The following is a 23,588-nucleotide window of genomic DNA, read 5'->3' on the forward strand; positions in this document are numbered from 1 at the left end:
ATTGAAATGAACGAGTGGAGACTAAGTCGGCGATGTGACCCGGGTCAACCCCGCGCCGACTCCGGCTTCACCGCGGCGCAGGACCCGCCCAGCGTCGGCGGCCCCGCGTCGGCCGGATATTCCAGCAGCAGCACCGAAACCACCGGCCCGCCGACCGTCTCGTAGATGTGCGGATCTTGCGCCGGGAAGCAGACGTAGTCGCCGGGCCCCAGCTCGAACGGCGACTCCGGCGGGCCGACCCTGAGCACACCGGAGGTCACCACCACGTGCTCGCGGCCGGGATGGCCGGCGGAGTGCTGCACCTCGCCGGGGCGGACCCGCTGGTCGTACAGCTCGAAGACGGTCTCGGTGACGTCCATCCGGCGCAGCATCCGCAGGTCAACCGCGTTGCTGCTGAGCACTTCGAGTCCGCTGGAGCGCACCAGCACCACGTCCGGATCGGCGCGCTCGGTGAGCAGCGTCGAGACGGGCACCCCCAACGCGTTCGACAAACTGAACACCGTCTCGATGGTCGGATTGCCAGTGCCGGACTCCAGCTGGGACAGCGTGCCCTTCGCGATGTCGGACCGCCGCGCGAGCTCGGACAACGACAGCCCGGCCTGGTCGCGCAACACCCGCAGGTTCGCCGCCAGCACCCGGCCGGCCTGTTCCCGGACCACCCAGACCTCCCTCATTCGCCCCTGAGGCTACCCCCGCCCTTCCTCCCCCCGAACGCCGTGAAGGGGCCCTTGCCTACCTTCAAAGTAGGCAAGGGCCCCTTCACGGACAGTCGCGTCGAAAGGCGTGCTCGGTGCAGGTTCCGCACCGAGTGCGCCCCGGACGGAAATCAGCCCAGGGAGACCTTCTTGGCCAGGTTCTCGTCCAGGGTGGCGAGGAAGTCCTCAGTGGTCTGGAACGGCTGGTCCTTGCCGACCAGTGCCGCCAGGTCCTTGGTCATCTTGCCGCTCTCCACGGTCTCGATGACGACCTGCTCCAGCTTGTGCGCGAAGTCGACGACCTCGGGCGTGGAGTCCAGCGTGCCGCGGTGCTCCAGCCCGCGCGTCCAGGCGAAGATCGACGCGATCGGGTTGGTCGAGGTCGGCTTGCCCTGCTGGTGCTGGCGGTAGTGCCGGGTCACCGTGCCGTGCGCGGCCTCGGCCTCGACGGTCCGGCCGTCCGGCGTGCGCAGCACCGAGGTCATCAGGCCGAGCGAGCCGAAGCCCTGCGCGACCGTGTCCGACTGCACGTCACCGTCGTAGTTCTTGCAGGCCCAGACGTAGCCGCCCTCCCACTTCAGCGACGCGGCGACCATGTCGTCGATCAGTCGGTGCTCGTAGGTCAGGCCCTTGGCGTCGAAGTCGGCCTTGAACTCGGTCTGGTAGATCTCCTCGAACACGTCCTTGAACATGCCGTCGTAGGCCTTGAGGATGGTGTTCTTGGTGGACATGTAGACCGGCATGCCGCGGTCGAGGCCGTAACGCAACGAGGTGCGCGCGAAGTCCTCAATGGACCGGCGGTAGTTGTACATGCCGACCGCGACGCCGCCGCCCTCGGGGAACTTGGCGACCTCGAACTCCATCGGTTCGGAGCCGTCCTCCGGGGTGTAGCTGATGGTCAGCGTGCCGGGGCCGGGCACCTTGAAGTCGGTGGCCTTGTACTGGTCGCCGTGCGCGTGCCGGCCGATGATGATCGGCTTGGTCCAGCCGGGCACCAGTCGCGGGATGTTCTGGATGACGATCGGCTCGCGGAAGATGACGCCGCCGAGGATGTTGCGGATGGTGCCGTTCGGGCTCCGCCACATCTTCTTCAGGCCGAACTCCTCCACCCGCGCCTCGTCCGGCGTGATGGTGGCGCACTTGACGCCGACGCCGTGCTTCTTGATGGCGTTCGCGGAGTCGATGGTGACCTGGTCGTCGGTGCGGTCGCGCTCCTCGATGCCCAGGTCGTAGTACTCGAGATTCAGGTCCAGGTAAGGGTGGACCAGCTTGTCCTTGATGAACTGCCAGATGATGCGGGTCATCTCATCGCCGTCGAGCTCGACGACGGTGCCCTGGACCTTGATCTTGGCCATGAGCAGCGGTGCTCCTCTCGCGGATCTTCGCGTGTCTGTCCGCACTGATTCTTGTCGGCGTTGTGTGCAAGCGGTACAAGCGTACTGCTAAAACCGCGCATGTGGGGCAGGTAGTGGTCGCCGTCAAGTCTCGCAGGAGCCGATCGTGGGCCAAGTCACGGGGGCGGCGCCTTCATCGATGCAGGTCGGCTCCTTTGAGGACCTTGTCGACGGCGTTCTTCGGGCCGTGCAGCGCGAGGCCGACCAGGTTGAGCTTTTCCGTTGGCACACCGCGCACCGCGGCCCGGTTGTCCTCGTCATTGCCGGTGCTGAACAGGTCCTCGGTGAACACCGCGATCCGCAGCCCGCGCGAAAGCGCACGGCCGTGCGCTTTCGTCAGCAGCGCGCCGTCCCCGGCGAACACCAGCACCGGCTGACGGAACATCGCCAGGTACTCGGTGTCGTCGGCGTCCACATAGGGCTCGCCGATCAGGGCGGGGTCGGCCCCGGCGATCGCACTGCTCAGGAAAGCGGTGACGTTGAGCCGTTGCCAGGTCGCCAGGTCGTCCCGCAGCAGGACGGCGATCTTCGTGTCGAACCGGACGGTCACGGTGAAACTCCTCGTCGGACGGGGTGGGACCGTCTGACGATGCGCCTTCTCCGGTACCGCGGTCTTGTATGTTCTTGACATGATCCGGGCCTGGAAACCGGCCGTGCCGGGCATATCCGAGGTCTTCCACGCGCATTTCGTCGACCACGCTTACCCGCTGCACACGCACGACTCCTGGACCGTGCTGATCGTCGACGACGGTGCGGTCCGGTTCGACCTGGAGCTGCACCAGCACGGCGCAGGCACACCGTCGGTGACCGTGCTGCCACCGCACGTGCCGCACGACGGCCGGTCGGCCACCGCGGCGGGTTTCCGCAAACGCGTGCTCTACCTGGACACCTCGGTGCTCGGCACTGGTCTGACCGGCGCGGCCGTGGACCACCCGAACCTGGCCGACCCGCCGCTGCGCCATCGGATCCACCAGCTGCACCGGACACTCGCCCAGCCGGGCGACACCTTGGAGGTCGAGAGCCGCCTCGCCCTTGTCGCCGAACGCCTGCGCCGCCACCTGGACCGGCGGCCGGGCGACCAGCCCGAGCCCGCCCGCCACCTCGCCCACCACCTCGCCGACCGGCTGCGCAACCTGCTGGACGCGCACGTCGCGGACGGTGTCACCCTGCGGCAGGCGGCCGAGGAGTTGCACGCACACCCGACCCATCTGGTGCGCACGTTCACCAGGGCGTTCGGCCTGCCGCCGCACCTTTATCTGACCGGCCGCCGCGTCGATTTGGCGCGGCGGCTGCTGCTGGCCGGGCAGCGGCCCGCGGACGTGGCCACCGCCGCGGGCTTCTACGACCAGTCGCACCTGACCCGGCACTTCAAACGCCACCTCGGCACCAGCCCGGCCCGCTACACCGGCGCGGGCGCGATTCTCGCGACCGGGCCTGGCTCGTGAGATCCTGTCTGCCATGGCACGCGCATTGCACCTGACCGGCGACCCGGACGCCGACAAGCTGCTGACCAAGGACCCGTTCGCCCTGCTCACCGGCATGATGCTGGACCAGCAGATCGCGATGGAGGTCGCGTTCATCGGGCCGAAGAAGATCGCCGGCCGGATGGACGGGTTCGATGTCCGCAAGATCGCCGAATCCGATCTCGACGAGTTCGTCGAACTCTGCGTGACACCGCCGGCGATCCACCGGTACGGCGGCTCGATGGCCCGCCGCGTGCACGCCCTCGCCCAGCACATCGTCGAAAACTACGACGGCAAGACCGACAAGATCTGGAAAGCGGGCAAACCCGACGGCAAGGAAGTCCTCAAGCGGCTCAAAGCGCTACCCGGCTTCGGCGACCAGAAGGCCCGGATCTTCCTCGCGCTGCTCGGCAAACAACGCGGCGTCGAACCCGAAGGCTGGCGCGAAGCCGCCGGAGCCTACGGCGAAGAAGGCTCCCACCGCTCCATCGCCGACGTCACCAGCCCCGAAACCCTCGCCGAAGTCCGCGCCTTCAAAAAAGCCGCCAAAGCCGCCGCCGCAAAGTAGCAAACCGCAACCATTGATATGACAACAGCGCGACGTGTGGCCAGCACATCGTGAGAGAGTTGCTGTCATGGCAGCTGGAGTGACGCCGGGCCACGAGGTTGCACTGGAAACGGGTCGCCTGCTGCTCAGACCTTGGCGGGTAGCCGAGGCTGTCGTCCATCGTGAGCTGTGGACCGAACGGGATCCACGAGTGCCGCCGCACCGCCGAATCGACGCGGACGGACACCCCACGGTCGCGGAGCTCGAGGACTGGATCCGCACCAACCAGCCATCGTCGACCGGGTTGCTGGCGGTCGAGCGGAAGGCCGCTGGTGACGTCATCGGCTACTGCGGCCTGATCGACAGCGAACGAGGATCGAACGGGGAACCGGAACTGGCGTTCGAGCTGCTACGCCGAGTCTGGCGTCAGGGATACGCGACCGAGGCCTCGTTGGCGGTTCTGGACTGGGCGAGATCCTCCGGGTACGAACGTCTGTGGGCCACGGTCTGGGAGTGGAACACCGCTTCTCGCCGTGTGCTGGCCAAGGTCGGGTTCACCGAGACCGAGCGGAAGGAAGTGGACCCGGTCTACGGGACCACCCTGTTCACCACGAGGCGACTCTGACACGCCCGATGTTTGGCCTTGCGGCGCGAGATTGGACGGCGACGTGATCTGGGGCCACCGCGTAACGCTCGTCCATCGGCAGGCGCTTACCTGCGGGGGTCGAGGACGTACCCCAGGGACGCCCGGACCGTCGCGGAGGGAGTGCCGGTGGCGACGGTCAAGAGCGCGGCTCGCCAGGACGCGGCCAGCATGTCGGCGGCGGGCGCCTTGTGCTTGGTCAGCAGCGGTCGCAGTGCGGTGGCGACCGGGTCGTCGCGCGCTACCGGTGGCTGCTCGCCGAGGATCCGGCACACGGTGAACCGGACGGCGGCGTCGAAGGCCACCAGGAGTGCGGCGCGCACGGCGGGGTGCCCTCGATCTCCCGCCGCCGCGGCGGCGCCTTCCATTCGTTCGACGATCCGCTTCTCCATGTCCTCGCGGACGATCAGGTACAGGCCGAGCTTCGAGCCGAAGTGGTGGTACAGCGCGCCAGTGGTGACGCTGGCTTTGCTGGCCAGGTCGACGACGTTGACGGCTTCGTAGCCGGTGAGCTCGAACTGATGGATGGCCGCCTCGATGAGCCTGGCCTTGGCCGAACCCGGGACCGGGATCCATTCACGCATGGCCCAAGCATAACTGGTTGACGGTCGGACGTAACCGGTTTACGGTCGTCCACATGAAACTGACGTTCCTGTATCAGCCGGTGAAGGACATCAAGGAGTCGGTCGCCTTCTACCGCGACACGCTCGGATTCGACGAGTCCTGGCGAGAGGGCGAGTCGACCGTCTCGTTCAAGGTCCCGGGTTCGGAGGTCGAGCTGATGCTCGACGTGCCACCGGACACCGGGCCGCGATGGGGAGCCGGTGGTTTCTACGCCGTCGACAGCGTGGACGCCTTCCGTCAGTCGCACCCGGAGCTCGACTGGCAGGGCGAGATCGAGATGCCGGGCGGCAAGGGTGCGACCTTCCTGGACCCGACCGGCAACCCTGTTCACCTGTTCGACCAGAGCACCGCCGGACCCGAATAGCGAACGACAGGTCTTCTCCGGTCGCGCATCTCGTCGAAACGCAGCTCGGCCTTCAACCGCGGTTTCTACGGTAGGGCGATTACCGCGGTTCGCCGGCTAACCGCGGGAGCGACGGCGGGAGATCAGCACGAGGGCCGCGCCCGCGGCGAGCAGGGCGAGCCCCAGCGCGGCCGGGAACAGCGGGTCCGCACCGGTCTTGGCGAGCGCCGGCTTGGGGCGGCCAGGGCCCGGCGCCGGCTGGCCTGGCGGCGGGTTGGGGCCGTCGGGGCCCGGCTGTCCGGGTGGCGGGTTGGGGCCGCCCGGTTCCGGCGGGGTGACAAGCACCTTCGCGGTCGCCGAGTCGGTCACCGGGGTGCCTGGCTGCTCGGTATCCGGGGTGCCGGTCCCGGTCGCGGTATTCACCAGTTCGCCGGAGCCCGGCGCGGTGGTGGTGCACGTCCACGTCCGGTGCTCGCCCACCGGCAGCCGGTCGAAGCTCCGGTCGCACACGGGCAGCGTCGGATCGGCCACCTGCACCGGCGTGAGATCCACGTTCCCGGTGTTGGTCGCGGTGAGCGTAAATGTCACCGCCGCCCCGGGCGCCACGGTCTCGCCATCCGCCTTCTTCGTCACGTCCAGCCCGGGTTCGGCGACCAGTGCCAGTGCGTCGTCGGTGGCCGTGACCGGCCGCCCGGTCGGATCGTTCCCCTTCGCGGTGGCGGTGTTGGGGATGTCCTCCTCGCCCATGGTGACCTCGCAGGTGATCGGCGCCGAGCTCGCGCCAACGGCCAGGTCGCCGATCCGCACCGTACAGCCGGGCGCAGCCGGATCGTCCAGGGTCACCCCGGTCAGCGGCACGTCACCGGTGTTGGTCACCACGACGGTGAACGCGACCTGCTGACCGGGCAGCACCGGCTTCGCCGGGCCGGTCTTGGCGACCGTGATCCCCGGCCCGATCACGTCGACGCTCGCGTCGTCTGCCCCGGTGACCGGGCGCCCGGTCGGGTCGTCGCCGGTCACCGTCGCCGTGTTGGTGATGTCCTGGGTCGCGGTGATCGCGCAGGTCCTGGTCTCCGTGGCGCCGGGGGCGAGGGTGGCCAGCGTGAATCCGCATGCCGGCGTCCGATCGTCCACAACGGACACATCGGCGAGCGGCACGTCACCGGTGTTGGTCACCGCGATGGTGAACGTGACCCGCTCACCAGCCCGCACCTGCGCCGGGTCGGCGTCCTTGGTGATCCGCACCGCCGGGTGGATCACGTCGACCCGCGCGTCGTCCTCACCGGCCACCGGCGGCCCGGTCGGCGGGGTGCCGGTCACCCGCGCCACGTTCACCACGTCGTCTTCGGGCGCGGTCATCGTGCACTCGTACCGCCGCACCTCCCCGGCGGCGAGCTCCTCGAAAGTGCGCGCGCATTCGGGGGCCACCGGATCGGTGACCGTGATCCCGGTCAGCGGCACGTCCCCCGTGTTGGTGACGACGATCTCGAAGGTCACCGAGTCCTCGGCCCGGAACGGCCCGCCCTGGACCACCTTGGTGATGCCGAGGCCCGGATGCTGCACGGTGAAGCCGGCGGTGTCGGTAGCGGTCACCGGCCTGCTCGTGGGGTCCGTGCCGGTCGCCGTCGCGGTGTTGGTGAACCCGGTCGCCCCGGCGACTGTGGTGCAGGTGTACGTCTGCGTGCCATCCACCGCGAGTGTGCCGAAAGTGCGCGCGCACCCCGGCGTCCGATCATCCACAACGGACACATCAGCCAACGGCACATCACCGGAGTTCTGCACCGTGATGGTGAAGGTGACCATGTCGCCCTCGCGCACCTGCGCGGGCGCGGCGTCCTTGGTGATGGTGATCGCCGGATGGATCACGTCCACCACGGCGTCGTCGGTGACCGTCAGCTCCTTGCCGATCGGGTCCTTACCGGTCGCCGTCGCGGTGTTCGTGAAATCGTCGGCGGGTGCGGTCGCGGTGCAGGTGTAGGTCTGGGACGCGCCGGCCGCCAGTGTTCCGAAAGTGCGCGCGCACTCCGGGGTTCGGTCGTCCACAACGGACACATCGGCCAACGGCACGTCACCGGAGTTCCGCACGGTGATGCTGAAGGTCACCTGGTCCCCGGTCCGCACGACGGCCGGAGTCGCGTCCTTCGTGATGGCCAGCGCCGGGTTGATCACGGCGACCGTCGCGGACGCGGAGTCGGTGACCTGCTGACCGGACTGGTCGGTCCCGGTCGTGGTCACCGTGTTCGTGGTGGTGGCCGACGGGTTCGCAGTGCAGGTGTAGGTCTCCGAAGCGCCCGCGGCGAGCGGGCCGGGCAGGGTCCGCGAGCACGCGGCCGTGGTGTCGTCGGTGATCTGCACCGGATCCAGCGGGCTGTCGCCGGTGTTGCGCACGGTGACGGTCCAGGTGACCTGCTCGCCGGCGTGGATCGTGGTCGGCGATGCGGTCTTGACGACGTCGATGGCGGGCGCGATCAGCGGCACCGGCGCGTCCGCGCTCGCCGAGACCGCGCGACCGAGCGGATCGTCCGCGGTGACCGAGGCGGTGTTCATATCGTCCGCCACCGGGGCGGTCGTGGTGCAGGTGAACGTGCTCTTCTGCCCGGCGACCAGTGTCCCCGGCAGCGTGCGCGCGCAGCCGGCCGCCTTCGGATCGTCGATCCGCACCGAGCTCAGCGGCACGTCCCCGGTGTTCGTCACCGCGATCGTGAAGGTGACGGTGTCCCCGGCCCGGTAGGCGGGCTTGTCCGCGGTCTTGGTGATACCGACCGCCGGATGGATCACGTCCACGAACGCGCTCGCGGTGCCCTCCAGCGGATCGCCGAGCGCGCCCTTCCCGGTCACCTTCGCGGTGTTGGTGAAGTCGTCCGCGAGCGCGGCGCCCGTGCAGGTGTAAGTCTGCGACCCTCCGCCAGCCAGGTTGCCAACGACCCGCGAGCAGTCGGGGTAGAGCGGATCTTCGACCTGAACGTCACTGGCCGGGGCGCCGCTCGGATTGGTCACGGTGATGGTGAACGTGACCGGGTCCCCGGGATGCACCACCTTCGGATCCGCGGTCTTGGTGATCTGCAGTTCCGGCACCGGCAGCGAGAACGCCAGGTTCTGCGCCAGATAGGCGTCCCCGCCTGTGGAGAATCCGATCTTCACACTGGTCGCCCCGGCCGGGATGGACGTGGTCGTGAACGACTTCGCATCCACGCTGTAGTTGTTCTGCACGGCCGGGCCCGATGCGCCGTCGGCGTTGGAGATGAAGAAGTTGCTCGCGTCGCCGGTCGCCGGTTCGAACGCGGGCTGGTCGTTGATCAGGAACGTATCCCGCGGGATACCCCAGTCGCCCTCGTAGGCCGTGACACCGACGTGGGCGTCGGCCGCCGCGGCCCGGAACCCGCTGATGTCCACATTGGTCGTCGGGTCGGTGCTGTTCTGCCGGACGTGCCCGTCGTAGACGAACACCTCACGCTTGCTCGGCGCGTACTGGGCGTTGGCTTCCGGGTAGGAGTAGACCACCGCGACGGACCAGCCACCCATGCAGCCGAACCCCTTCGGCGCCCACACGTTCCCGACGGTCAGCTCCACCGGCGCGCCGGTGGCGACCCCGGAGAACGCCGAGGTGACATCGGCGTAAGCCGAGTAATACTGGCCGCCGGAGTGCGTGTTCGAAGGGTCCTCCGCGTAGGAGGCGGGCGCGATGTCCTGCGCGTCACCGGAGCCGACGGTCAACCGCACCGGCTGGGTGCCCGGCGACCCCGCCGGCAGCACGGCGGCGGTGTCGAAGTTGCGCGACTGGCACATCCGGATCGGCGACGGGACACCGGCGCGGGTGTTGTAGATCCCGGTGTTCCCGGCCCAGTTCAACCGGGCGAACTCCACCTTCGCGCCAGGCGGCACGGTGACCCTCGCGCGGCTGGAGTCGAACGTGCCCGGGTCGGCATCCACATCGGACCACTGCATGAAGTAGTTGTCGTTGACCGTGGTGTTGTCCCGGTTCGCCCCGCCCGCGCAGGCAGCGGGCGTGTTGCCGGACCCGGTCGTCGGCGCCCTGTCGTCCGGGACCGGGCAACGCAGCGCCCCGTTCCCCGCGTACACGAAATCGCCGTACAGCGTCTTGTTGAAGTTCAGCGCGAACGGTTTGACCACCGCCGCCTCGGCCTCGGGGACCACGGCCAGCACGCCGAACGCGAGCGTGAATACCAGAACCAGACGAACGAGTTTGTCCGGAACGGACACGGCGACTCCCGGCAGGCGAAGTGTTGTGAACGGATCTTCACACAATTCGCTGCTCAGGCCTGGTTCGTTAGCTCCACAAGGGACAATGTCACCCGAGCAGGGGTCGCCTGGCCGGGTTACTCCCATCGCGGTCCCCGCCACCGTGGAAGTTCACGTACACGCCGGTGCCCGTCACGCCGGACGCCCGGGTGACAGGCGGCGCGGGAGACCTGCCCGTGCCGGGTCCGCGCCGCGACGCCGCTCGGCCGCCCTGGAACCTCGTCGAACCCGCCGCTCCGCCTTCAAGCGCGTTTCATGACCAGCTTCAAGCTACGGGATGCCGGGGCGTTTCCGCCTCGCGGTACGGCAAGCTCGGTAGGACACGGCGCCGACCAGAGCCATGAAGACCAAGCCGAAAGAAACCACTATTGCGACTTCCCCCTTGGCCAGATTTCCGGCACAGGCGATGAACAACGCTATAGCGATCGGTGCCCACATTCCCGCAACACTCTTTTCCGATTATTAATTCAGCCGCCTGATTTCACTTTTCAACTGCGCAGCCAACCTCCGGCCCATCGGCGTGAGGCCGTAGATCACACCGGGCGAACCACGGGGTCCACCACATACATCCACTATGACCATCGCATCCCGCAGCCACCAGTGTTGACAAGTGGAGTGTTTCAGGAAACACCGCCAGGTGCCCGACCGTCGAAGTTTCCTGGAATTGTCCAGCAGTCAACACTGGCAGCAGGGCCCCGTACCGGATGAGGATCGGAAACGCACGCTGGCACGAACCGCACTTCCGTCACGGTTCGTTGACAAAGGAGCGCACCGTGCCGGGGTCCATCGGACTGCTCGATCGAATGGGTGATCAAATGCTCATGAAAAGAATGTCCGTCATCTTATTTGTCATAATCTTGGCGTTGACTGCGGGAATCCAGCAAGCGGCCGGCACCGAAACAGGATCACCGAGCGCGGGGCAGTGCTTTCCATATCGCAACGTCGTATGCGGCTGGACGAGCACGAACCTGAGAGGGGGCTTCCACCCGTACAGATACTCGGTGGGCAACGCACCCGGAATTCGATCACTGTGGAACAAGCGCCCCGACTGGATCGTGATCTACTCCGGGCGCAACTACACCGGCAGCCGAGTTACAGTGCCAGCGAGCGTCCGAATGAGCGCTACTCCCTTCCCAGTACGATCGATTGGCATGTAGCCGATGCATAAAATCGACGGAGATCCAGATGGCAGCTCGTCGTCAGAGTTTCATCGTGGGCGCCGTGGCTTTAACCATAGTGGGCTGGATCGCTTTCGTAACAGTGTCCATAGGCGCTGAATCCGACATTGGCACCGAGACACCCCTGGCGCTGCGAGGCGAGATCATGGAAGCGTTCGACACCAGGGACGCCAGCAAGTTGATGAAGATCATGGACTACCCATCAAGTTCCGCCAAGGACTTCACGAAAAAATACATCAAGAAGTTGAATGATAGGGGGGTTTCTGCGGTACAGGTACTACTGAAACCCGACTTGAATAATCCCACTCTGGCAGAGATCGCGGGAAAAGCCGAGTCCGGCGGCTTCTCCTTCACAGTCGCAGTCAGGAGGCACGACGGCAAATGGGTTCTGGACTTCACCCCGCCGATCAGTTGAACCCTGCGGCCTGCTACGGACCTACTTTGTCCAGCAAGTCGCGAATGCCTTGCAGCACGGCTTCGGGTTCGTCGATATGGAGCCAGCTGTGCGAAGCGTTGTCCAGCACGCGATGCTCGCCGTCGGTCACGGAGGCGGCGAGTGCGTCGAACAGGGTGCGCTTGGCGTCGTTCAGCCGCTGGAGGAATTCGTCGGAGTAGCCGAACACCTGCTGCATCCCCGGGTCGAACGCGAAGCCGGTGAACGTGATCAGCGGCAGGTCGGGCACCCGCCCGGCGGCATGGATTTCGGTCACCAGGTCACGCAGGTTGCCGCCCTCCACCAGTCCGACGCGGAACGAGCGGTTGGCCAAGTGCCAGTCGATGAGCGGTTCGCGGACCTCCGCAGGCCAGTCCGCGAGCTTTGTTTCGAACAGCTCGCGGACGAACTCGAGCTGCTCGGCGGGGATTTCCGGGACCGCAGCCCGGTCGATCTCACTGTGCGCGAGGTGCTGCTGCTCGGGCATGTGGTCGTCCCACATCTCGCAGAGGGGTTCCAGCCCGACCATGCCGGCGACCTCGTCCGGGAAGAGCTGGGCGAACCGGCGCGCGTAGAGACCGCCGAGCGAGTGGGGAACCAGCACATACGGTCCGGGGACCTCCGCGACCCGCAGCAGATCGCGCAGTTCGCCGGCCACTTCGGCGCAGGTGCGGGGCAGCTCGACCGGATCGCTCCAGCCCGTTCCGGCCCGGTCGTAGACGACGCTGGTGGCGAACTCGCCGGCCAGCTCGGCCACGTTCAGATGATCAAGGCCGATGGCCGAAGCCCCTGGCAGGAACACCACGGCCGGCCCGCCGGTTCCCGCGCGGTGCAGCCACAGGCGACGCCCCGCCACCTCGTAGCGCCGGCCCCGCGGCGCCACGGCCTCCCAAGTCGTGTCGAGATCGTGTCCCATGTCGAGCCCTCCCATTTCATTCTCAACTTTGAGACACGGTATCACGCATGAGACCATCGGGTATGGACACCGTCGAACTGTTCCCGCACCCGGTCCGGCTCCGCATCGTGCACGCCATGTCCGGCGGACGGGCGCTCACCACCGGCGAGCTGTGCAAGCGGTTCCCCGATGTGCCGAAGGCGACCATGTACCGGCACGTGGCCGCCCTGCACGACGGCGGGGTGCTCGAAATCGTGGACGAACGGCGCGTGCACAGCGTCCTCGAACGTCGTTACCGGCTGCTCGAAGCCAACACGCGCATCGACCCGGACCGGATCGCGTCGATGTCCGCGGACGAGCACCGCCGCCTGTTCGGCGTCGCCATGGCCACCCTGCTCGCCGAGTTCAACGCCTATCTAGACCGCGACGGCAGCGATCCGGCCGCGGACCAGGTCTCCTACCTGCAGACCACGCTCTGGCTCGACCCCGGCGAACTCGCCGAACTGGTCGCCGACGTACGTGCCGCGATCAAGGCCCGGACCAGGAACGAGCCTTCGCCGGGACGGTCGCCCCACCTCATCAGCCCAGTCCTGTTCCCCACCGAGCCGCCGACATGACCATCCCGCGAAGCACCGTCATTCCGCTGGTCACCACCACCTGGAAACCCTGGTCCTGCAAGCCCCGCACGGCCGCCACCGAGTCACCAAACCGGCGCACCCGCACCCCGAGCACGGCCCCGCGCGGCGTCGAGCACCCACCGCGAGCCAGCTGACCGGCTTGGCGCCGCCGATCACCTTGCGCAGCAGTCCCTCCCGGACCCGGTGCACCGCGACCCCCGCGGCCAGCAGGTCCGCGGGTTCCTCGCCGGCGCACGGGCGGCCACGATGCGTTCATCCTTGATCGACTCGATCACCACCCGATCCAACCTCGCCGCGTGACGAGCGCCGAATCGGGGTCCAGCCGTCGAGGAAGGTGACGGTTTCGCCGAGCGGGGCACGGTCGATGCGCACCTGGTTCGCGGTCGTGTCCTCGAACCCGATCGACATGCCGCAGAACAGGATGAGCCCGTCCGGCGGCGAAACGACCTCCGCGACGGTCTCGCGGTACACCGACCACGCCATCTGCGGGCAGCTGTGCAATCCCTCGGCGCGCAGCAGCAGCATGATCGTCTGCAGGTACATGCCGAGATCGGCCCACTGCGGCCGCCCCATCGTCCGGTCGATGTAGCCGAGCAGGAGGGCGGGCGCGCCGAAGCAGTCCCAGTTCGCGGCGACGGCCCGCTGCCGCGCCTGCGTGTCCTCGCGTGAGATCCCCAGCGCGGTATAGCGCTGCTCGGCGGCGGCGAACCGGCGCGCGCGGTACGCGGGCTTCAGTTCGGGCGGGTACATCCGGTACTCCCGCTCATCCCCCGGTTCGCCCGCCGCCACGCGCTCGGCGACGCGCTTCTTCAGCTCGGCCAGTGGCGCGCCGGTCAGCACGTAGGTGCTCCACGGCTGAAGGTTGGCGCCGGACGGCGACCGGGCCGCGGCGGACAGCACGCGTTCGAGCACCTCCTTCGGGACCGGCTCATCGGTGAACCCGCGCACCGCCCGCCGACTCGCGACCGCTTCGTAGACCTCCACGAACAAGGACCTCCTACCTGCGCATACGGCTTCTCTACTGTGGTGACAGTTGGCGACGGGGAAAGGTGACCGATGGAACTTGCGGATCGTTTCGAGGCACATCGGCCCCGGCTGCGCACGATCGCCTACCGGATACTCGGCTCGCCGAGCGAGGTGGAGGACGCCGTCCAGGAGACCTGGCTCCGGCTGGGCCGCGTCGACGCCGACGAAGTGGAGAACCTCGGCGCCTGGCTGACGACGGTCGTGTCGCGCGTCTGCCTCAACATGCTGCGTGCCCGCGAGTCACGGCGAGAAGACCTCGCCGGCCACGACCTGCCCGAGCAGAGCCAGGTCCCCGCCGCGACCGGCGACCCGGAGCAGGAGGCGTTGCTGGCCGACTCGGTCGGCCACGCGCTGCTCGTCGTGCTGGACAAGCTCGGTCCCGCCGAACGGGTCGCGTTCGTGCTGCACGACATGTTCGCCGTGCCGTTCGACGAGATCGCGCCCATCGTCGATCGTTCCGCGGTGACCACGAAGAAGCTCGCCAGCCGCGCCCGCCACAAGGTGAAGGGCACGCCGGCGGTCTCCGGCGCGGAACTCGCCCGGCAGCGGCACGTGATCGAGACCTTCCTCGCCGCGTCCCGGGCCGGTGACATCGACGCCGTGCTGACGGTGCTGGCCCCCGACGTCGTGCGGCGGGCCGACCGCGCGGCCATGGGAGAAGGGCGGGCCACCGAGGTCCGCGGCGCGCGGACGGTGGCGGAGGAGATCGTCGTGTTCGGCCGGAACTCGCGGTTCGCCGAGCCGGCGCTGGTCGACGGCGGTGTGGGGATCGTGGTCGCGCCGGGTGGCCGGCTGCGGCTCGTCCTCACCGTCACGATCGAAGCCGGGAAGATCACCGGGTACGAACTCGTCGCGGACCCCGCCCGACTTCGAAAACTCGAGCTGGCCGTCCTCGAGGGATGAGCGGTTCCGCTGATCGAGGAAAACGCCTGCCAGGGAACGAACGATCACTTCGAGGCGGTCTACCGCAACACCGGCGCGACCAGCCGCGAAGAGCTGCTGAGCGGGTCACTGGAGCTTGTAGCCCTGGTCGAGCAGCGCGCGGACCTCCGGATACGTGTACGGATCCCGCAGACCCGTCCCCTTCGGGCGGTGGCGGAGCTCGTACCACTTGGCCAGGCCGGCGATCAGCACGGCACCGACCGCGACCGCGATCGCGTACTTCCACAGGAAGTTCAGTCCGACCGCGACCGCGCTGAGGATCAGCATCGCGACGACAAGGCAGCCCGAGCAGCCGGTCACCGTGTAGACGACCGTGTTGGCCGGCCACGCCCGCCCGCAGGCGCGGCACAGGGGAACCCGGACCACGGCCTTGAGATACTCCTTCTTCACCCCGAACAGGATCGGGCTGTAGCTGAGGTGCTTGTGCAGCCGGATGTGTGCCGCGTAGCCGGGTGCGGCCGGCCGCACCTGGCAGCTCCAACAGGAAGTCGTCACTCTTCAAGCCTTCGCTCTTCTTCGCGGTCCGAATCCAGATCGTGCGACGACCGTCCCGGGACCGGTCCCCGTCGCCGGGAAACGGCTAGTGGCGCTTCGCCCGGTGCCGCCACCAGCGCCCCACGGTCCCGCCGGTGAGGAACAGCGCCAGCACGCCGATCAGCAGGCCGACGAACAGCACCAGGCCGGAGCCCGCCCGCGTTTCGAGGATCCCCACGTAGACGAAGACAGCGCAGGCGCCGTCGAAGATCACGGCGATCACCCATTCGGCGACGGTGGGCCGTCCCGCCGGGTCGGGTTCGGGCGGCACCCGGCCCAGCCGCTCCCGGACGTCGGCGGTCAGCAGCAGGACGAGCGGGCCCAGGAACAGCACGGCGAGCACGAGCGCCGCCAACCGGGCCGGGAGGTCAACGCCGCGAACGGCCATGACCACCGCACCGGCACCGGCCGCCGCCGCTCCCAGCCGCAAGCCGAGCCCGCGCAGGTCCATCACCCCTCCACGAATACCGCCCGGCGCCGGGACCGTTCCCGGAAAGCTGGGGCTGAGCTAACCTCGCCGAAGCGGACGAAATGTTCCGGTTAAGCCATTCGGCCCTCGAAGGAGCGATTCATGACGGACCCCGAGCCGCAGATCCCGCCGGACGATCCGCGGCGTCAGCTCGCGGTCGTCCGCCCAGCGGTGGACGACGACCTGAGCCACCTCGCGCTGGCCGGTGACATCTACACGATCCTGTTGTCGGGCAAGCAAACCGACGGCCGGTACTGCCTGATCGACATGCGGGTACCGCCCGGCGGCGGGCCGCCGCCGCACCGGCACGACTTCGAGGAGATGTTCACCATCCTGGAAGGGCAGCTCCGGTTCACCTTCCGCGGCGAGGACGTGCTCGTCAACGCCGGGGAGACGGTGAACATCCCGGCCAACGCGCCGCACTTCTTCCGCAACGTCTCCGATCAGCCCGCGCGGATGTTGTGCATGTGCACCCCCGCGGGCCAGGACGAATACTTCCTGGAGATCGCCGCCCCGGTCGAGAGCGCGGCCGCGACGCCACCGGAAATTTCCGAAGCGGAGCAGAACGCGCGCAGGCAGAAGGCCGCGCGGCTGGCCGCGCAGTACCGCACCGAACTGCTTTGAATACGAATTCACCGCCCGCCTTTGTCATCGCGATGACAATTTTCCCGAATGGACCATTCGAGCTGCCACCGAATGGTTCTCGTTCCCCGGCCGCATTTCGGGCAGAGTTCTCGACCTAAGGTTCTGCCGCATACCAGGGGGCGAGCAATGCGCGTTCTTTCGACGGCCGTCGGCGCCGTGGCCACGGTGGGCGTTCTCATCGGTACCGGCCTGGCGCCGGCGGAGGCCGGGACCCGGATCGAGGTCGTGGAGCTGGGCGCCGAAGCGCGCATCCACGACCTGAACGACGCCGGACAGGTGATCGGCTCGATTCCGGTGCCGGGCCAGGGGTCGCGGCCGTTCCGGTGGCAGCACGGCCGGTTGACCGTGTTGCCCGGCCCGCCGGGCAGCTGGGCCGAGTCGATCAACGACCGCGGCCGGATCGTCGGTTTCGCCAGGTCCGAGAACGGGCCATCCCGTGCGCTGCTGTGGCAGGACGGCACCGTGCGCGAATTGCTGCCGGGGGTGGACGCCTACGCGGGGAAGATCAACGAACGGGGCCAGGTGCTCGCCTCGTACGCCGGGGGCGGGCACGTGCTGCTGGACGGGACGCAGGCGATGGAGGTCCGCCCGCCAGGCGAGGCTCCCTCCTCCGTCGCCGTCTCGCTCGGCGATGGCGGACACGTCGTCGGCGGGGAAGTCACCGGCTCGATTTCGGTGGGCTTCGCCTGGCACGACGGAAAGTTGAGCTATCTGGCCGATCCGGCCGAAATCCCCTATTCGCTTCCCTACGCGGTCAACGCCCGCGGGCAGGTCGTCGGCGACGCCATTCGGTCCACGGGCTCGGGCGATCTCGACTCCTTCGCCTTCCGCTGGGAAAACGGCGAAATGACCAGGCTCGGCACCCTCGGCGGGCGCTACGCCTTCGTCAGCAAGAAACGCCACGCGATCAACCAGCGCGGCCAGGTGGTCGGCATGAGCCAGAACGCCCAGGAGGAGATGCGGCCCTTCCTGTGGACGCGCGGGCGGATGACCGACCTCGGCACGTTCGGCGGCAAGCACGGGGAGGCCGCGGCCGTGAACGACCACGGCGACGTCGCCGGGAGCAGCCAGGACGCCGCGGGCAACTCGCACGCGTTCCTCTGGCGCGACGGCAAGCTGACTCCCCTGCCGGTACCGCCGGGGTTCACCACCAGCAGCGCGTATGCGATCAACAACCAGGGCATGGTGACGGGCGTCGTGTCGAACGGCACGGAACACCGGGAAGTGCTCTGGACGACCGAAACGGGCTAAGGTCAGCCGTTGTGAACGGCGAGAACCAGGACCAGGCGGACGGTTTCGGCAGCACGGCGATCGGCCTCGCCAAGAACCCGCTCGGCATCATCGCGTTGTTCATCGTGCTGGTCTACGGCTTCGCCTCACTGGTCACGGTGTTCGCCAGCTCGCTGGAGCGCCCCGAGCGCGCGCCGCTGATCTGGTTCCTGGTGCTGTTCCCGGTACTGGTGCTCGGCTCGTTCACCTGGCTGGTCAGCCGGCACAGCGGAAAGCTCTACGCGCCGGCGGACTTCCAGAACGAGGACAACTGGCTGAAGTCCCAGCTGCAGGTGGCGGTCTCGCTGGGGGCCATCGCGCACGACGGCACCGAGAAGCCCGCGCCCGACGTGGACGAGATCGTTGACCTGGTGCGGCGGCTGCCCACCCGGTCGAAGTCCAGCACCGAGGTGCTCTGGGTGGACGATCATCCCGAGAACAACTTCTACGAGCGCCGCGCCTTCGCCGACATCGGCATCGGCATCACGGTGGCCATGAGCACCGACGAAGCGCTGGAAGCCATCGGCCGGCGCAAGTTCGCCGCGATCATCTCGGACATGCACCGGCCGGAAGGCAGCGAGGCCGGCCACGATCTGCTCGCCCGACTGCGCCAGGACGGGGACCGGACGCCGTTCATCATCTACGGCGGCGCCCCTCGGGCGAGCCAGAAGACCATCGCACTCGGCGGCCAGGGACATACCCGCAACGCCGCCAAGCTGATGAACATGGTGGTGGACGTGACCGGCCGGCGCGGCTAAGGCGAAGCCAGCCAGACCACGTCCGGCTCACCCCGGGGCACCGGCACGTCGAGCACCCGGACGTCGGTGAACCTGGCCCGCAGCGCCTCGGTGAACTCCGCGCTGGCCTGCGCGCTCCACACCGCGAGCACCCCGCCCGGCCGCAGCCGCCCGGCGAGCATGTCCAGCCCCAGTCCGGAGTAGAGCTCCGCGTTGCCTTTGGTCAGCGTCCACTGTGGACCGTTGTCGATGTCGAGGCACAGTACGTCGAAGCGCTGTTCGGTGTGCCGCAGCCAGGACACCAGATCGGCCTCAACCACGGTGACGCGCCGGTCGTTCAGCGCGTCACCGTGCACGTCGCGCAGCGGGCCGCTGCGGTTCCACTCGATCACCGCCGGTTCGCGCTCGACGACCACGATCTCGCCGACCCCGGCCTCCTCGAGCGCCGCCCGCAGCGAGAAGCCGACGCCGAGGCCGCCGATCAGGATCCGCGCCGGCCGCGGCGCCCGCTCGACCGCGGCGGCCACCAGCAGCCGTTCCGACTCGCCGTTCCGGGTGTCCATCAGGAACATCCCGTTGGCGATCACCTCGAGGTCCGCTCCCGCGCGGCGCAGCACCAGCTCACCGCACCATCCGTCGACCCGCTCCAGCACCTCCGCCATGGCACCACCGTAGATCAGGTGGTGGCGAACAGGCCCAGCGTCCGGTCCACCCTGATCCCCGACAGCTCCTCGTGCCAGAGCGCGTAAAAACCGGCCTCTTCCCTGTTCCGCAGCTCGACGCCGCCCGCCGCGGCCACCTCGGGCGAGGACCGCACCGCGCTCTCCAGCACCTCCTTGGCCCCGGAGCCGTCGCCGAACTGCTCCTTGCCGCGGCGAAGGATGCTCTCCGGCACCCAACCCTCGAAGGCGTCGCGCAGCAGCTTCTTCTCCGCCACCCCGGGCCGGATCATCTTGTGCTCCGGCGGGATCGACAGCGCCAGCTCGATCACGTCGCGGTCCAGGAACGGGACCCTGGCCTCCATGCCGTACGCCATCGTCGTGCGGTCGCACCGCTGCAGGTTGAGGTGGTGCAGCTCGCCGACCGTGCGGACCAGCTCCGCCTGCAACGCGTCCGGATCGGTGAACGGCTCCTCGTGGTAGTACGAGTAGCCGGCGAACAGCTCGTCGGCACCCTCACCGGTGAGCACCGCGTGCACCCGTTTGGACGCGTACTCCGCGAGCAGCAGGTTCGGCACCGCGCTGCGCACCAGCGACGGGTCGTAGTGCTCGATCGCGCGCACCGCCAGTGGCAGCGCCTTCAGGGCGTCATCCTTCGTCATCACGATCTCGTGGTGCTCGGAGCCGAGGAACTCGGCGACCACCCTGGCCGCGGCCAGGTCCGAGCTGCCCGGCGCCCCGACCGCGAAGGTCGGCAACGGCTGCTTGTGCCGCTTCGCGTACTCCGCGGCGATCGCGGCCACGATGGCCGAGTCGAGCCCGCCGGAAAGGAAGACGCCGATGCCGACGTCGCTCATCATCCGGTTCTCGACCGCGGTCACGATCGTCTCGCGCACGTCCTTGAGCAGCGTCTCGTCCCAAACCCCGGCCTGCTCGGCCCGGCGCGCCGGGCGCACCCTGGCCGGGATCGCGTCCGCGAACCGGACCAGCCCGCCGGCCTGGCTCCAGCAGCAGCCCGGCGGGAAGCTCTCCACCAGCGGCCGGTCGGCCGGGTCGAAGGCGCGCAGTTCGCTGGCGAACAGCGTCGTCCCGTCTTCGCGACGCGCCCAGTACAGCGGCTTAACCCCGAGCGAATCCCTGGCGACCAGGAACTCGCCGTCCGCGGTCATGAAGGCCAGCGCGAACATGCCGCGCAGCCTGGCCAGCCCGACCGGGCCGTCCACGATCAGCGCGTGCAGGGCGGCCTCGCTGTCCGAACCGGTCTCGAACAGCTCGTGACCGAGGTCCTCCCTGATGTGGCGGTGGTTGTAGATCTCCCCGTTGGCCACCAGGTAGGTCGTGCCGTCCTGGTCGCTCATCGGCTGGGCACCACCTTCGACATCCATAATGGACAGTCGCTGGTGGCCTAGCCAGACATTTCCTCGGTGGATCTCTCCTGTGTCGTCGGGACCGCGATGCTTGATCCGACTCAACATTTCACGACACAGCTGGACATCGACTTCGCCGACAACGGCGACGATTCCACACACGGTGCGTGGCACCTCCTCGGTTGCCGGTCGAGTTTAGTTGCTGTGCCGCACGACGCACCGGTTATCGGACGACCGTCACATCTGGCGGACGCCCGGCCGGCCTCTCGACGGCGCCGACATCTGCTTCTAACCTTGAGTAGCGAGGTGATGGCGAATGCGCGCTTCTGTAGGTGACGAAATCCAGGTGCACGGCCGCACGGTGGGGTCGGCGGAGCAGCGTGGCGAGATCGTCGAAGTACGCGGCGATCACGGCGCACCGCCCTACCTGGTGCGGTTCAGCGACGGGCACGAGGCCGTGGTCGTACCGGGACCGGACTGCGAGCTCAGCCCCAAATAGCGCCCGAATAGTGCTCAGACCAGCCCGGCGAGCCGGTAGAGCACCAGGCTGCCCGCCACCGCCACGTTGAGGCTGGCCCCGGTGCCGACCATCGGGATCTCCACCGCGAGTCCAGCGAGTCCAGCGCTTCCGGTGGAATCCCGCTCTGCTCGTGCCCCAGCACCATCAACGTGCGTCCCCGTGCGGTATTCAACGCCTCACACGCCGGCGAGGCTAAACCGCGCTCAGCAGGTGGTCGCCTGACCAGCGGTGCAAGTCGCGCGGCAAGCAAATCAGCCAGCCGCACCGCCTCGTCGGCCAGTTCGACGCCGACCACTGCGCTGCCCGCGGCCCGTTCGCGGGCGAGCCAACCGAGCGGATCGTTCACCCAGTGCACGCAGGCCGGCCTCCGCAGCGTGTTGCCGCGGCGCAGCGCCTCGGGCACCCAGGAGAACCTGGGCACCGCGAGGCAGGCACCGACCGCGTCGCAGGTCCTGAGCAGCGTGCCCAGGTTCGCACCGTGCAACGGCCACAGCGGCGCCGCTACCAGGTGGCCCCAGCAGGAGTGCGCTCGTTTCCGCCGGGTCGCCCGCAGTTCGGCGCGAGTGCGGACGCGGATCGACGGGCTCACCGGACTCGAGGCGGACGGCCTCCGGAACGTATCGGCATGATCGGCGCATTTCGCGGCATACGCGGGCCATCAACGGGAATGTTGCTCCCCGAAGGCTACCCCACCACGGCCACCTCCTTGGCGCTCTCGCCGGCCCGTGCACGCCAGCCGAGCAGCACGATCACCGCACCGACCGCGGTCAGCACGGCGGCCATCTCGGGCAGCACGGTGGGCCCGCCGGTGTCCAGCACCAGCCCGCCGACCACCCCGGACAGGCCGACCCCGAGGTAGATCGCGGACGCGTTGAGCGAGAGCAACAGGCCGGCGGTGCCCGGTGCCAGCTCGATCAGCCGATGCTGGATCGGCGGGTTCACCGACCAGGTGCAGAACCCCCACAGGAACAGCACCACCGCGGCACCGGCCACCGTCGTCGCCACCACCGGCAGCAGCGCGAGCACCACGGTGATGCCGAGGAAGGTGAGCAGCAGCGGCCGCCGCGCGCCCCAGCGGTCGGTGGCCCGGCCGCCGAGCACGTTGCCGAGCCAGCCGCCGGCGCCGTAGCTGAACAGCAGCACGCTCACCGCCGTTCCGGTGATCCCGGCGGTGGCCGCGAGCACCGGTGAGATGAAGGTGTACACGCTGAACGCGGCCAGGCAGCCGAGCACGGTGGCACCGAGCATGGCCAGCACCCGCGGATCCCTGGCCACGGTGAACCGCTCGGCGAAGCGCACCGGCGGCGGCGCCGCGACCATGGGCAAGGCCAGCCGGACGGCCACCGCACCGGCCACCGCGAACACCGCGACCAGGCCGAACACCCAGCGGTAGCCGAGCTGGGCGGAGAGCAGGCCGCCCAGTGGCACGCCGAGGATGGTGGCGATGGTGAGTCCGCCGAAGACCAGCGCGACCGCCCGGCCCCGGCGTTCCGGCGAGGTGAGTTCGGCGGCCACCGCGCTGGCCGCCGGGGTGAACACGGCCGCCCCGATGGCGGTGACCATCCTGGCGCCGAAAAGCAGCGCGTAGCCCGGCGCGAGCGCGGCCAGCGCGTTGCCGAGCGCGGTCACCAGCAAGGCGGCGACCAGCAGCTTCCGCCGTTCCCAGCGCCCGGTCAGCGCGGCGAACAGCGGCGAGCCGACCGCGTAGGCGATGGCGAACGCGGTGACCAGCTGCGCCGCCGCGGACGCGGACACCCGCAGCTCGCCGACGAGCGCGGGCAGCAGGCCGGCGACCACGTAGCCGCTGGTGCCGACCGCGAAGGTGCCCAGCGCGAGCACTCCGGTCCTGGCCGGTCGCGTGCCGGCGACCGGTGGTGATGTTGAGGCAGGCATTCCGCTCCCCAGTAGTACGACGTGCGTCAAACTTCGATGATCACCGTACTACGGCCCACCGACAAGTTCGAAGCCCGTCGTACTATGGGCCCATGAATGCGGAAACCGCCGGGCTGCCGTGCCCGGCGCTCGACGAGATCGCCATCGGGCCGGTCCTGCACGCGCTGGCCGATCCGGTACGGCTGGACATCGTGCGCCAGCTGGCCGGCAGCGAGTTCGAGGTCCCCTGCGGCGGGTTCCATGTGACAGTGAGCAAGTCCACGCTGACCCACCACCTGCGTACGCTGCGCGAGGCCGGCGTGCTGCTCGGCAGGCAGCACGGCACCACCCGGTACAACTCGTTGCGCCGCAAGGATCTCGACACTCTGTTCCCCGGCCTCCTGGATGGGATTCTGGCCGCACCGCGCTGAGCTG

At 68.6% G+C, this 23,588-nt stretch carries 24 protein-coding genes; 12 read left to right on the forward strand and 12 right to left on the reverse strand.

Annotated features, from left to right (window positions below; genetic code table 11):
- Positions 1 to 44: 44 nt before the first annotated feature.
- The 3 genes from AMYNI_RS0112065 to AMYNI_RS0112075 form a co-directional block, all read right to left on the reverse strand.
- The gene (locus AMYNI_RS0112065; RefSeq protein WP_020668273.1) at positions 45 to 674 is read right to left on the reverse strand and encodes a helix-turn-helix domain-containing protein; all 630 of its coding nucleotides are present in this window, start codon (positions 672 to 674) and stop codon (positions 45 to 47) included.
- 152 nt (positions 675 to 826) lie between these two features.
- A complete protein-coding gene (locus AMYNI_RS0112070; RefSeq protein ID WP_020668274.1) occupies positions 827 to 2,050 on the reverse strand; it encodes an NADP-dependent isocitrate dehydrogenase in 1,224 nt (407 codons plus the stop codon).
- Between the two features lie 172 nt (positions 2,051 to 2,222).
- Positions 2,223 to 2,639 carry a DUF2000 domain-containing protein gene (locus AMYNI_RS0112075; RefSeq protein WP_020668275.1) on the reverse strand — a complete coding sequence of 139 codons (417 nt, stop codon included), beginning with the start codon at positions 2,637 to 2,639 and terminating at the stop codon, positions 2,223 to 2,225.
- A 79-nt stretch (positions 2,640 to 2,718) separates the two neighbouring features.
- Between AMYNI_RS0112075 and AMYNI_RS0112080 the strand changes: the two genes are divergently transcribed.
- The 3 genes from AMYNI_RS0112080 to AMYNI_RS0112090 all read left to right on the forward strand — a co-directional run bounded on the left by AMYNI_RS0112080 (position 2,719) and on the right by AMYNI_RS0112090 (position 4,724).
- Complete coding sequence (locus tag AMYNI_RS0112080) at positions 2,719 to 3,534, forward strand: helix-turn-helix transcriptional regulator (RefSeq protein ID WP_020668276.1); 816 nt, start codon at positions 2,719 to 2,721, stop codon at positions 3,532 to 3,534.
- Between the two features lie 13 nt (positions 3,535 to 3,547).
- The gene (locus tag AMYNI_RS0112085; RefSeq protein WP_020668277.1) at positions 3,548 to 4,120 is read left to right on the forward strand and encodes an HhH-GPD-type base excision DNA repair protein; all 573 of its coding nucleotides are present in this window, start codon (positions 3,548 to 3,550) and stop codon (positions 4,118 to 4,120) included.
- 67 nt (positions 4,121 to 4,187) lie between these two features.
- On the forward strand, positions 4,188 to 4,724 hold the full coding sequence (locus AMYNI_RS0112090) for a GNAT family N-acetyltransferase (RefSeq protein WP_040405692.1): 537 nt from the start codon (positions 4,188 to 4,190) through the stop codon (positions 4,722 to 4,724).
- A gap of 86 nt (positions 4,725 to 4,810) precedes the next feature.
- Here AMYNI_RS0112090 and AMYNI_RS0112095 read toward each other — a convergent pair whose 3' ends face one another.
- The gene (locus AMYNI_RS0112095; protein ID WP_020668279.1) at positions 4,811 to 5,326 is read right to left on the reverse strand and encodes a TetR/AcrR family transcriptional regulator; all 516 of its coding nucleotides are present in this window, start codon (positions 5,324 to 5,326) and stop codon (positions 4,811 to 4,813) included.
- A 53-nt stretch (positions 5,327 to 5,379) separates the two neighbouring features.
- Between AMYNI_RS0112095 and AMYNI_RS0112100 the strand changes: the two genes are divergently transcribed.
- Positions 5,380 to 5,730 carry a VOC family protein gene (locus AMYNI_RS0112100; RefSeq protein ID WP_020668280.1) on the forward strand — a complete coding sequence of 117 codons (351 nt, stop codon included), beginning with the start codon at positions 5,380 to 5,382 and terminating at the stop codon, positions 5,728 to 5,730.
- A 96-nt stretch (positions 5,731 to 5,826) separates the two neighbouring features.
- Here AMYNI_RS0112100 and AMYNI_RS0112105 read toward each other — a convergent pair whose 3' ends face one another.
- A complete protein-coding gene (locus AMYNI_RS0112105) occupies positions 5,827 to 9,930 on the reverse strand; it encodes a DUF7507 domain-containing protein (RefSeq protein ID WP_020668281.1) in 4,104 nt (1,367 codons plus the stop codon).
- Positions 9,931 to 11,154: 1,224 nt separating this feature from the next.
- Between AMYNI_RS0112105 and AMYNI_RS0112110 the strand changes: the two genes are divergently transcribed.
- Complete coding sequence (locus tag AMYNI_RS0112110; protein ID WP_020668282.1) at positions 11,155 to 11,562, forward strand: hypothetical protein; 408 nt, start codon at positions 11,155 to 11,157, stop codon at positions 11,560 to 11,562.
- A 13-nt stretch (positions 11,563 to 11,575) separates the two neighbouring features.
- On the opposite strand, the gene AMYNI_RS0112115 is transcribed toward AMYNI_RS0112110, so the two are convergent.
- Positions 11,576 to 12,496: an alpha/beta fold hydrolase gene (locus AMYNI_RS0112115; protein WP_020668283.1), complete on the reverse strand. Its 921-nt coding sequence runs from the start codon at positions 12,494 to 12,496 to the stop codon at positions 11,576 to 11,578.
- 47 nt (positions 12,497 to 12,543) lie between these two features.
- On the opposite strand from AMYNI_RS0112115, the gene AMYNI_RS0112120 reads away from it, so the two are divergent.
- A complete protein-coding gene (locus AMYNI_RS0112120; protein ID WP_245573917.1) occupies positions 12,544 to 13,092 on the forward strand; it encodes a helix-turn-helix domain-containing protein in 549 nt (182 codons plus the stop codon).
- A gap of 273 nt (positions 13,093 to 13,365) precedes the next feature.
- Here AMYNI_RS0112120 and AMYNI_RS44405 read toward each other — a convergent pair whose 3' ends face one another.
- Positions 13,366 to 14,097, reverse strand: a complete 732-nt coding sequence (locus AMYNI_RS44405; protein WP_084628667.1) for a nitroreductase — start codon at positions 14,095 to 14,097, stop codon at positions 13,366 to 13,368.
- A gap of 72 nt (positions 14,098 to 14,169) precedes the next feature.
- Here AMYNI_RS44405 and AMYNI_RS0112130 point away from each other — a divergent pair, with 72 nt between their 5' ends.
- Positions 14,170 to 15,042, forward strand: coding sequence for a sigma-70 family RNA polymerase sigma factor (locus AMYNI_RS0112130; protein WP_020668286.1), 873 nt, complete (start codon positions 14,170 to 14,172; stop codon positions 15,040 to 15,042).
- Positions 15,043 to 15,147: 105 nt separating this feature from the next.
- Here AMYNI_RS0112130 and AMYNI_RS0112135 read toward each other — a convergent pair whose 3' ends face one another.
- Both AMYNI_RS0112135 and AMYNI_RS0112140 read right to left on the reverse strand, forming a co-directional pair.
- On the reverse strand, positions 15,148 to 15,576 hold the full coding sequence (locus AMYNI_RS0112135) for a hypothetical protein (RefSeq protein ID WP_157357334.1): 429 nt from the start codon (positions 15,574 to 15,576) through the stop codon (positions 15,148 to 15,150).
- Positions 15,577 to 15,661: 85 nt separating this feature from the next.
- Positions 15,662 to 16,066: a hypothetical protein gene (locus AMYNI_RS0112140; protein WP_020668288.1), complete on the reverse strand. Its 405-nt coding sequence runs from the start codon at positions 16,064 to 16,066 to the stop codon at positions 15,662 to 15,664.
- A 120-nt stretch (positions 16,067 to 16,186) separates the two neighbouring features.
- Here AMYNI_RS0112140 and AMYNI_RS0112145 point away from each other — a divergent pair, with 120 nt between their 5' ends.
- From AMYNI_RS0112145 to AMYNI_RS0112155, 3 genes are all read left to right on the forward strand, one after another.
- Positions 16,187 to 16,708, forward strand: coding sequence for a cupin domain-containing protein (locus AMYNI_RS0112145; protein WP_020668289.1), 522 nt, complete (start codon positions 16,187 to 16,189; stop codon positions 16,706 to 16,708).
- A 147-nt stretch (positions 16,709 to 16,855) separates the two neighbouring features.
- Entirely contained in the window at positions 16,856 to 17,980 is a 1,125-nt protein-coding gene (locus tag AMYNI_RS0112150; protein WP_020668290.1) for an HAF repeat-containing protein, read from the forward strand.
- Positions 17,981 to 17,991: 11 nt separating this feature from the next.
- Complete coding sequence (locus tag AMYNI_RS0112155) at positions 17,992 to 18,756, forward strand: response regulator (protein ID WP_020668291.1); 765 nt, start codon at positions 17,992 to 17,994, stop codon at positions 18,754 to 18,756.
- Here the strand turns inward: AMYNI_RS0112155 and AMYNI_RS0112160 are convergent.
- Both AMYNI_RS0112160 and asnB read right to left on the reverse strand, forming a co-directional pair.
- Positions 18,753 to 19,397 carry a spermine/spermidine synthase domain-containing protein gene (locus AMYNI_RS0112160; protein WP_020668292.1) on the reverse strand — a complete coding sequence of 215 codons (645 nt, stop codon included), beginning with the start codon at positions 19,395 to 19,397 and terminating at the stop codon, positions 18,753 to 18,755. The two genes, AMYNI_RS0112155 and AMYNI_RS0112160, sit on opposite strands and share 4 nt — an antisense overlap.
- 14 nt (positions 19,398 to 19,411) lie before the next feature.
- A complete protein-coding gene (asnB, locus tag AMYNI_RS0112165; protein WP_342667760.1) occupies positions 19,412 to 20,935 on the reverse strand; it encodes an asparagine synthase (glutamine-hydrolyzing) in 1,524 nt (507 codons plus the stop codon).
- Positions 20,936 to 21,077: 142 nt separating this feature from the next.
- On the opposite strand from asnB, the gene AMYNI_RS0112170 reads away from it, so the two are divergent.
- On the forward strand, positions 21,078 to 21,260 hold the full coding sequence (locus AMYNI_RS0112170) for a DUF1918 domain-containing protein (protein ID WP_026360353.1): 183 nt from the start codon (positions 21,078 to 21,080) through the stop codon (positions 21,258 to 21,260).
- Between the two features lie 705 nt (positions 21,261 to 21,965).
- Here the strand turns inward: AMYNI_RS0112170 and AMYNI_RS0112180 are convergent.
- Positions 21,966 to 23,174, reverse strand: coding sequence for an MFS transporter (locus AMYNI_RS0112180; protein ID WP_040405698.1), 1,209 nt, complete (start codon positions 23,172 to 23,174; stop codon positions 21,966 to 21,968).
- A 92-nt stretch (positions 23,175 to 23,266) separates the two neighbouring features.
- Between AMYNI_RS0112180 and AMYNI_RS0112185 the strand changes: the two genes are divergently transcribed.
- Complete coding sequence (locus AMYNI_RS0112185) at positions 23,267 to 23,584, forward strand: ArsR/SmtB family transcription factor (protein WP_020668297.1); 318 nt, start codon at positions 23,267 to 23,269, stop codon at positions 23,582 to 23,584.
- Positions 23,585 to 23,588 lie beyond the last annotated feature (4 nt).

It is taken from the genome of Amycolatopsis nigrescens CSC17Ta-90 (genome assembly GCF_000384315.1).
Lineage (GTDB): Bacteria > Actinomycetota > Actinomycetes > Mycobacteriales > Pseudonocardiaceae > Amycolatopsis > Amycolatopsis nigrescens.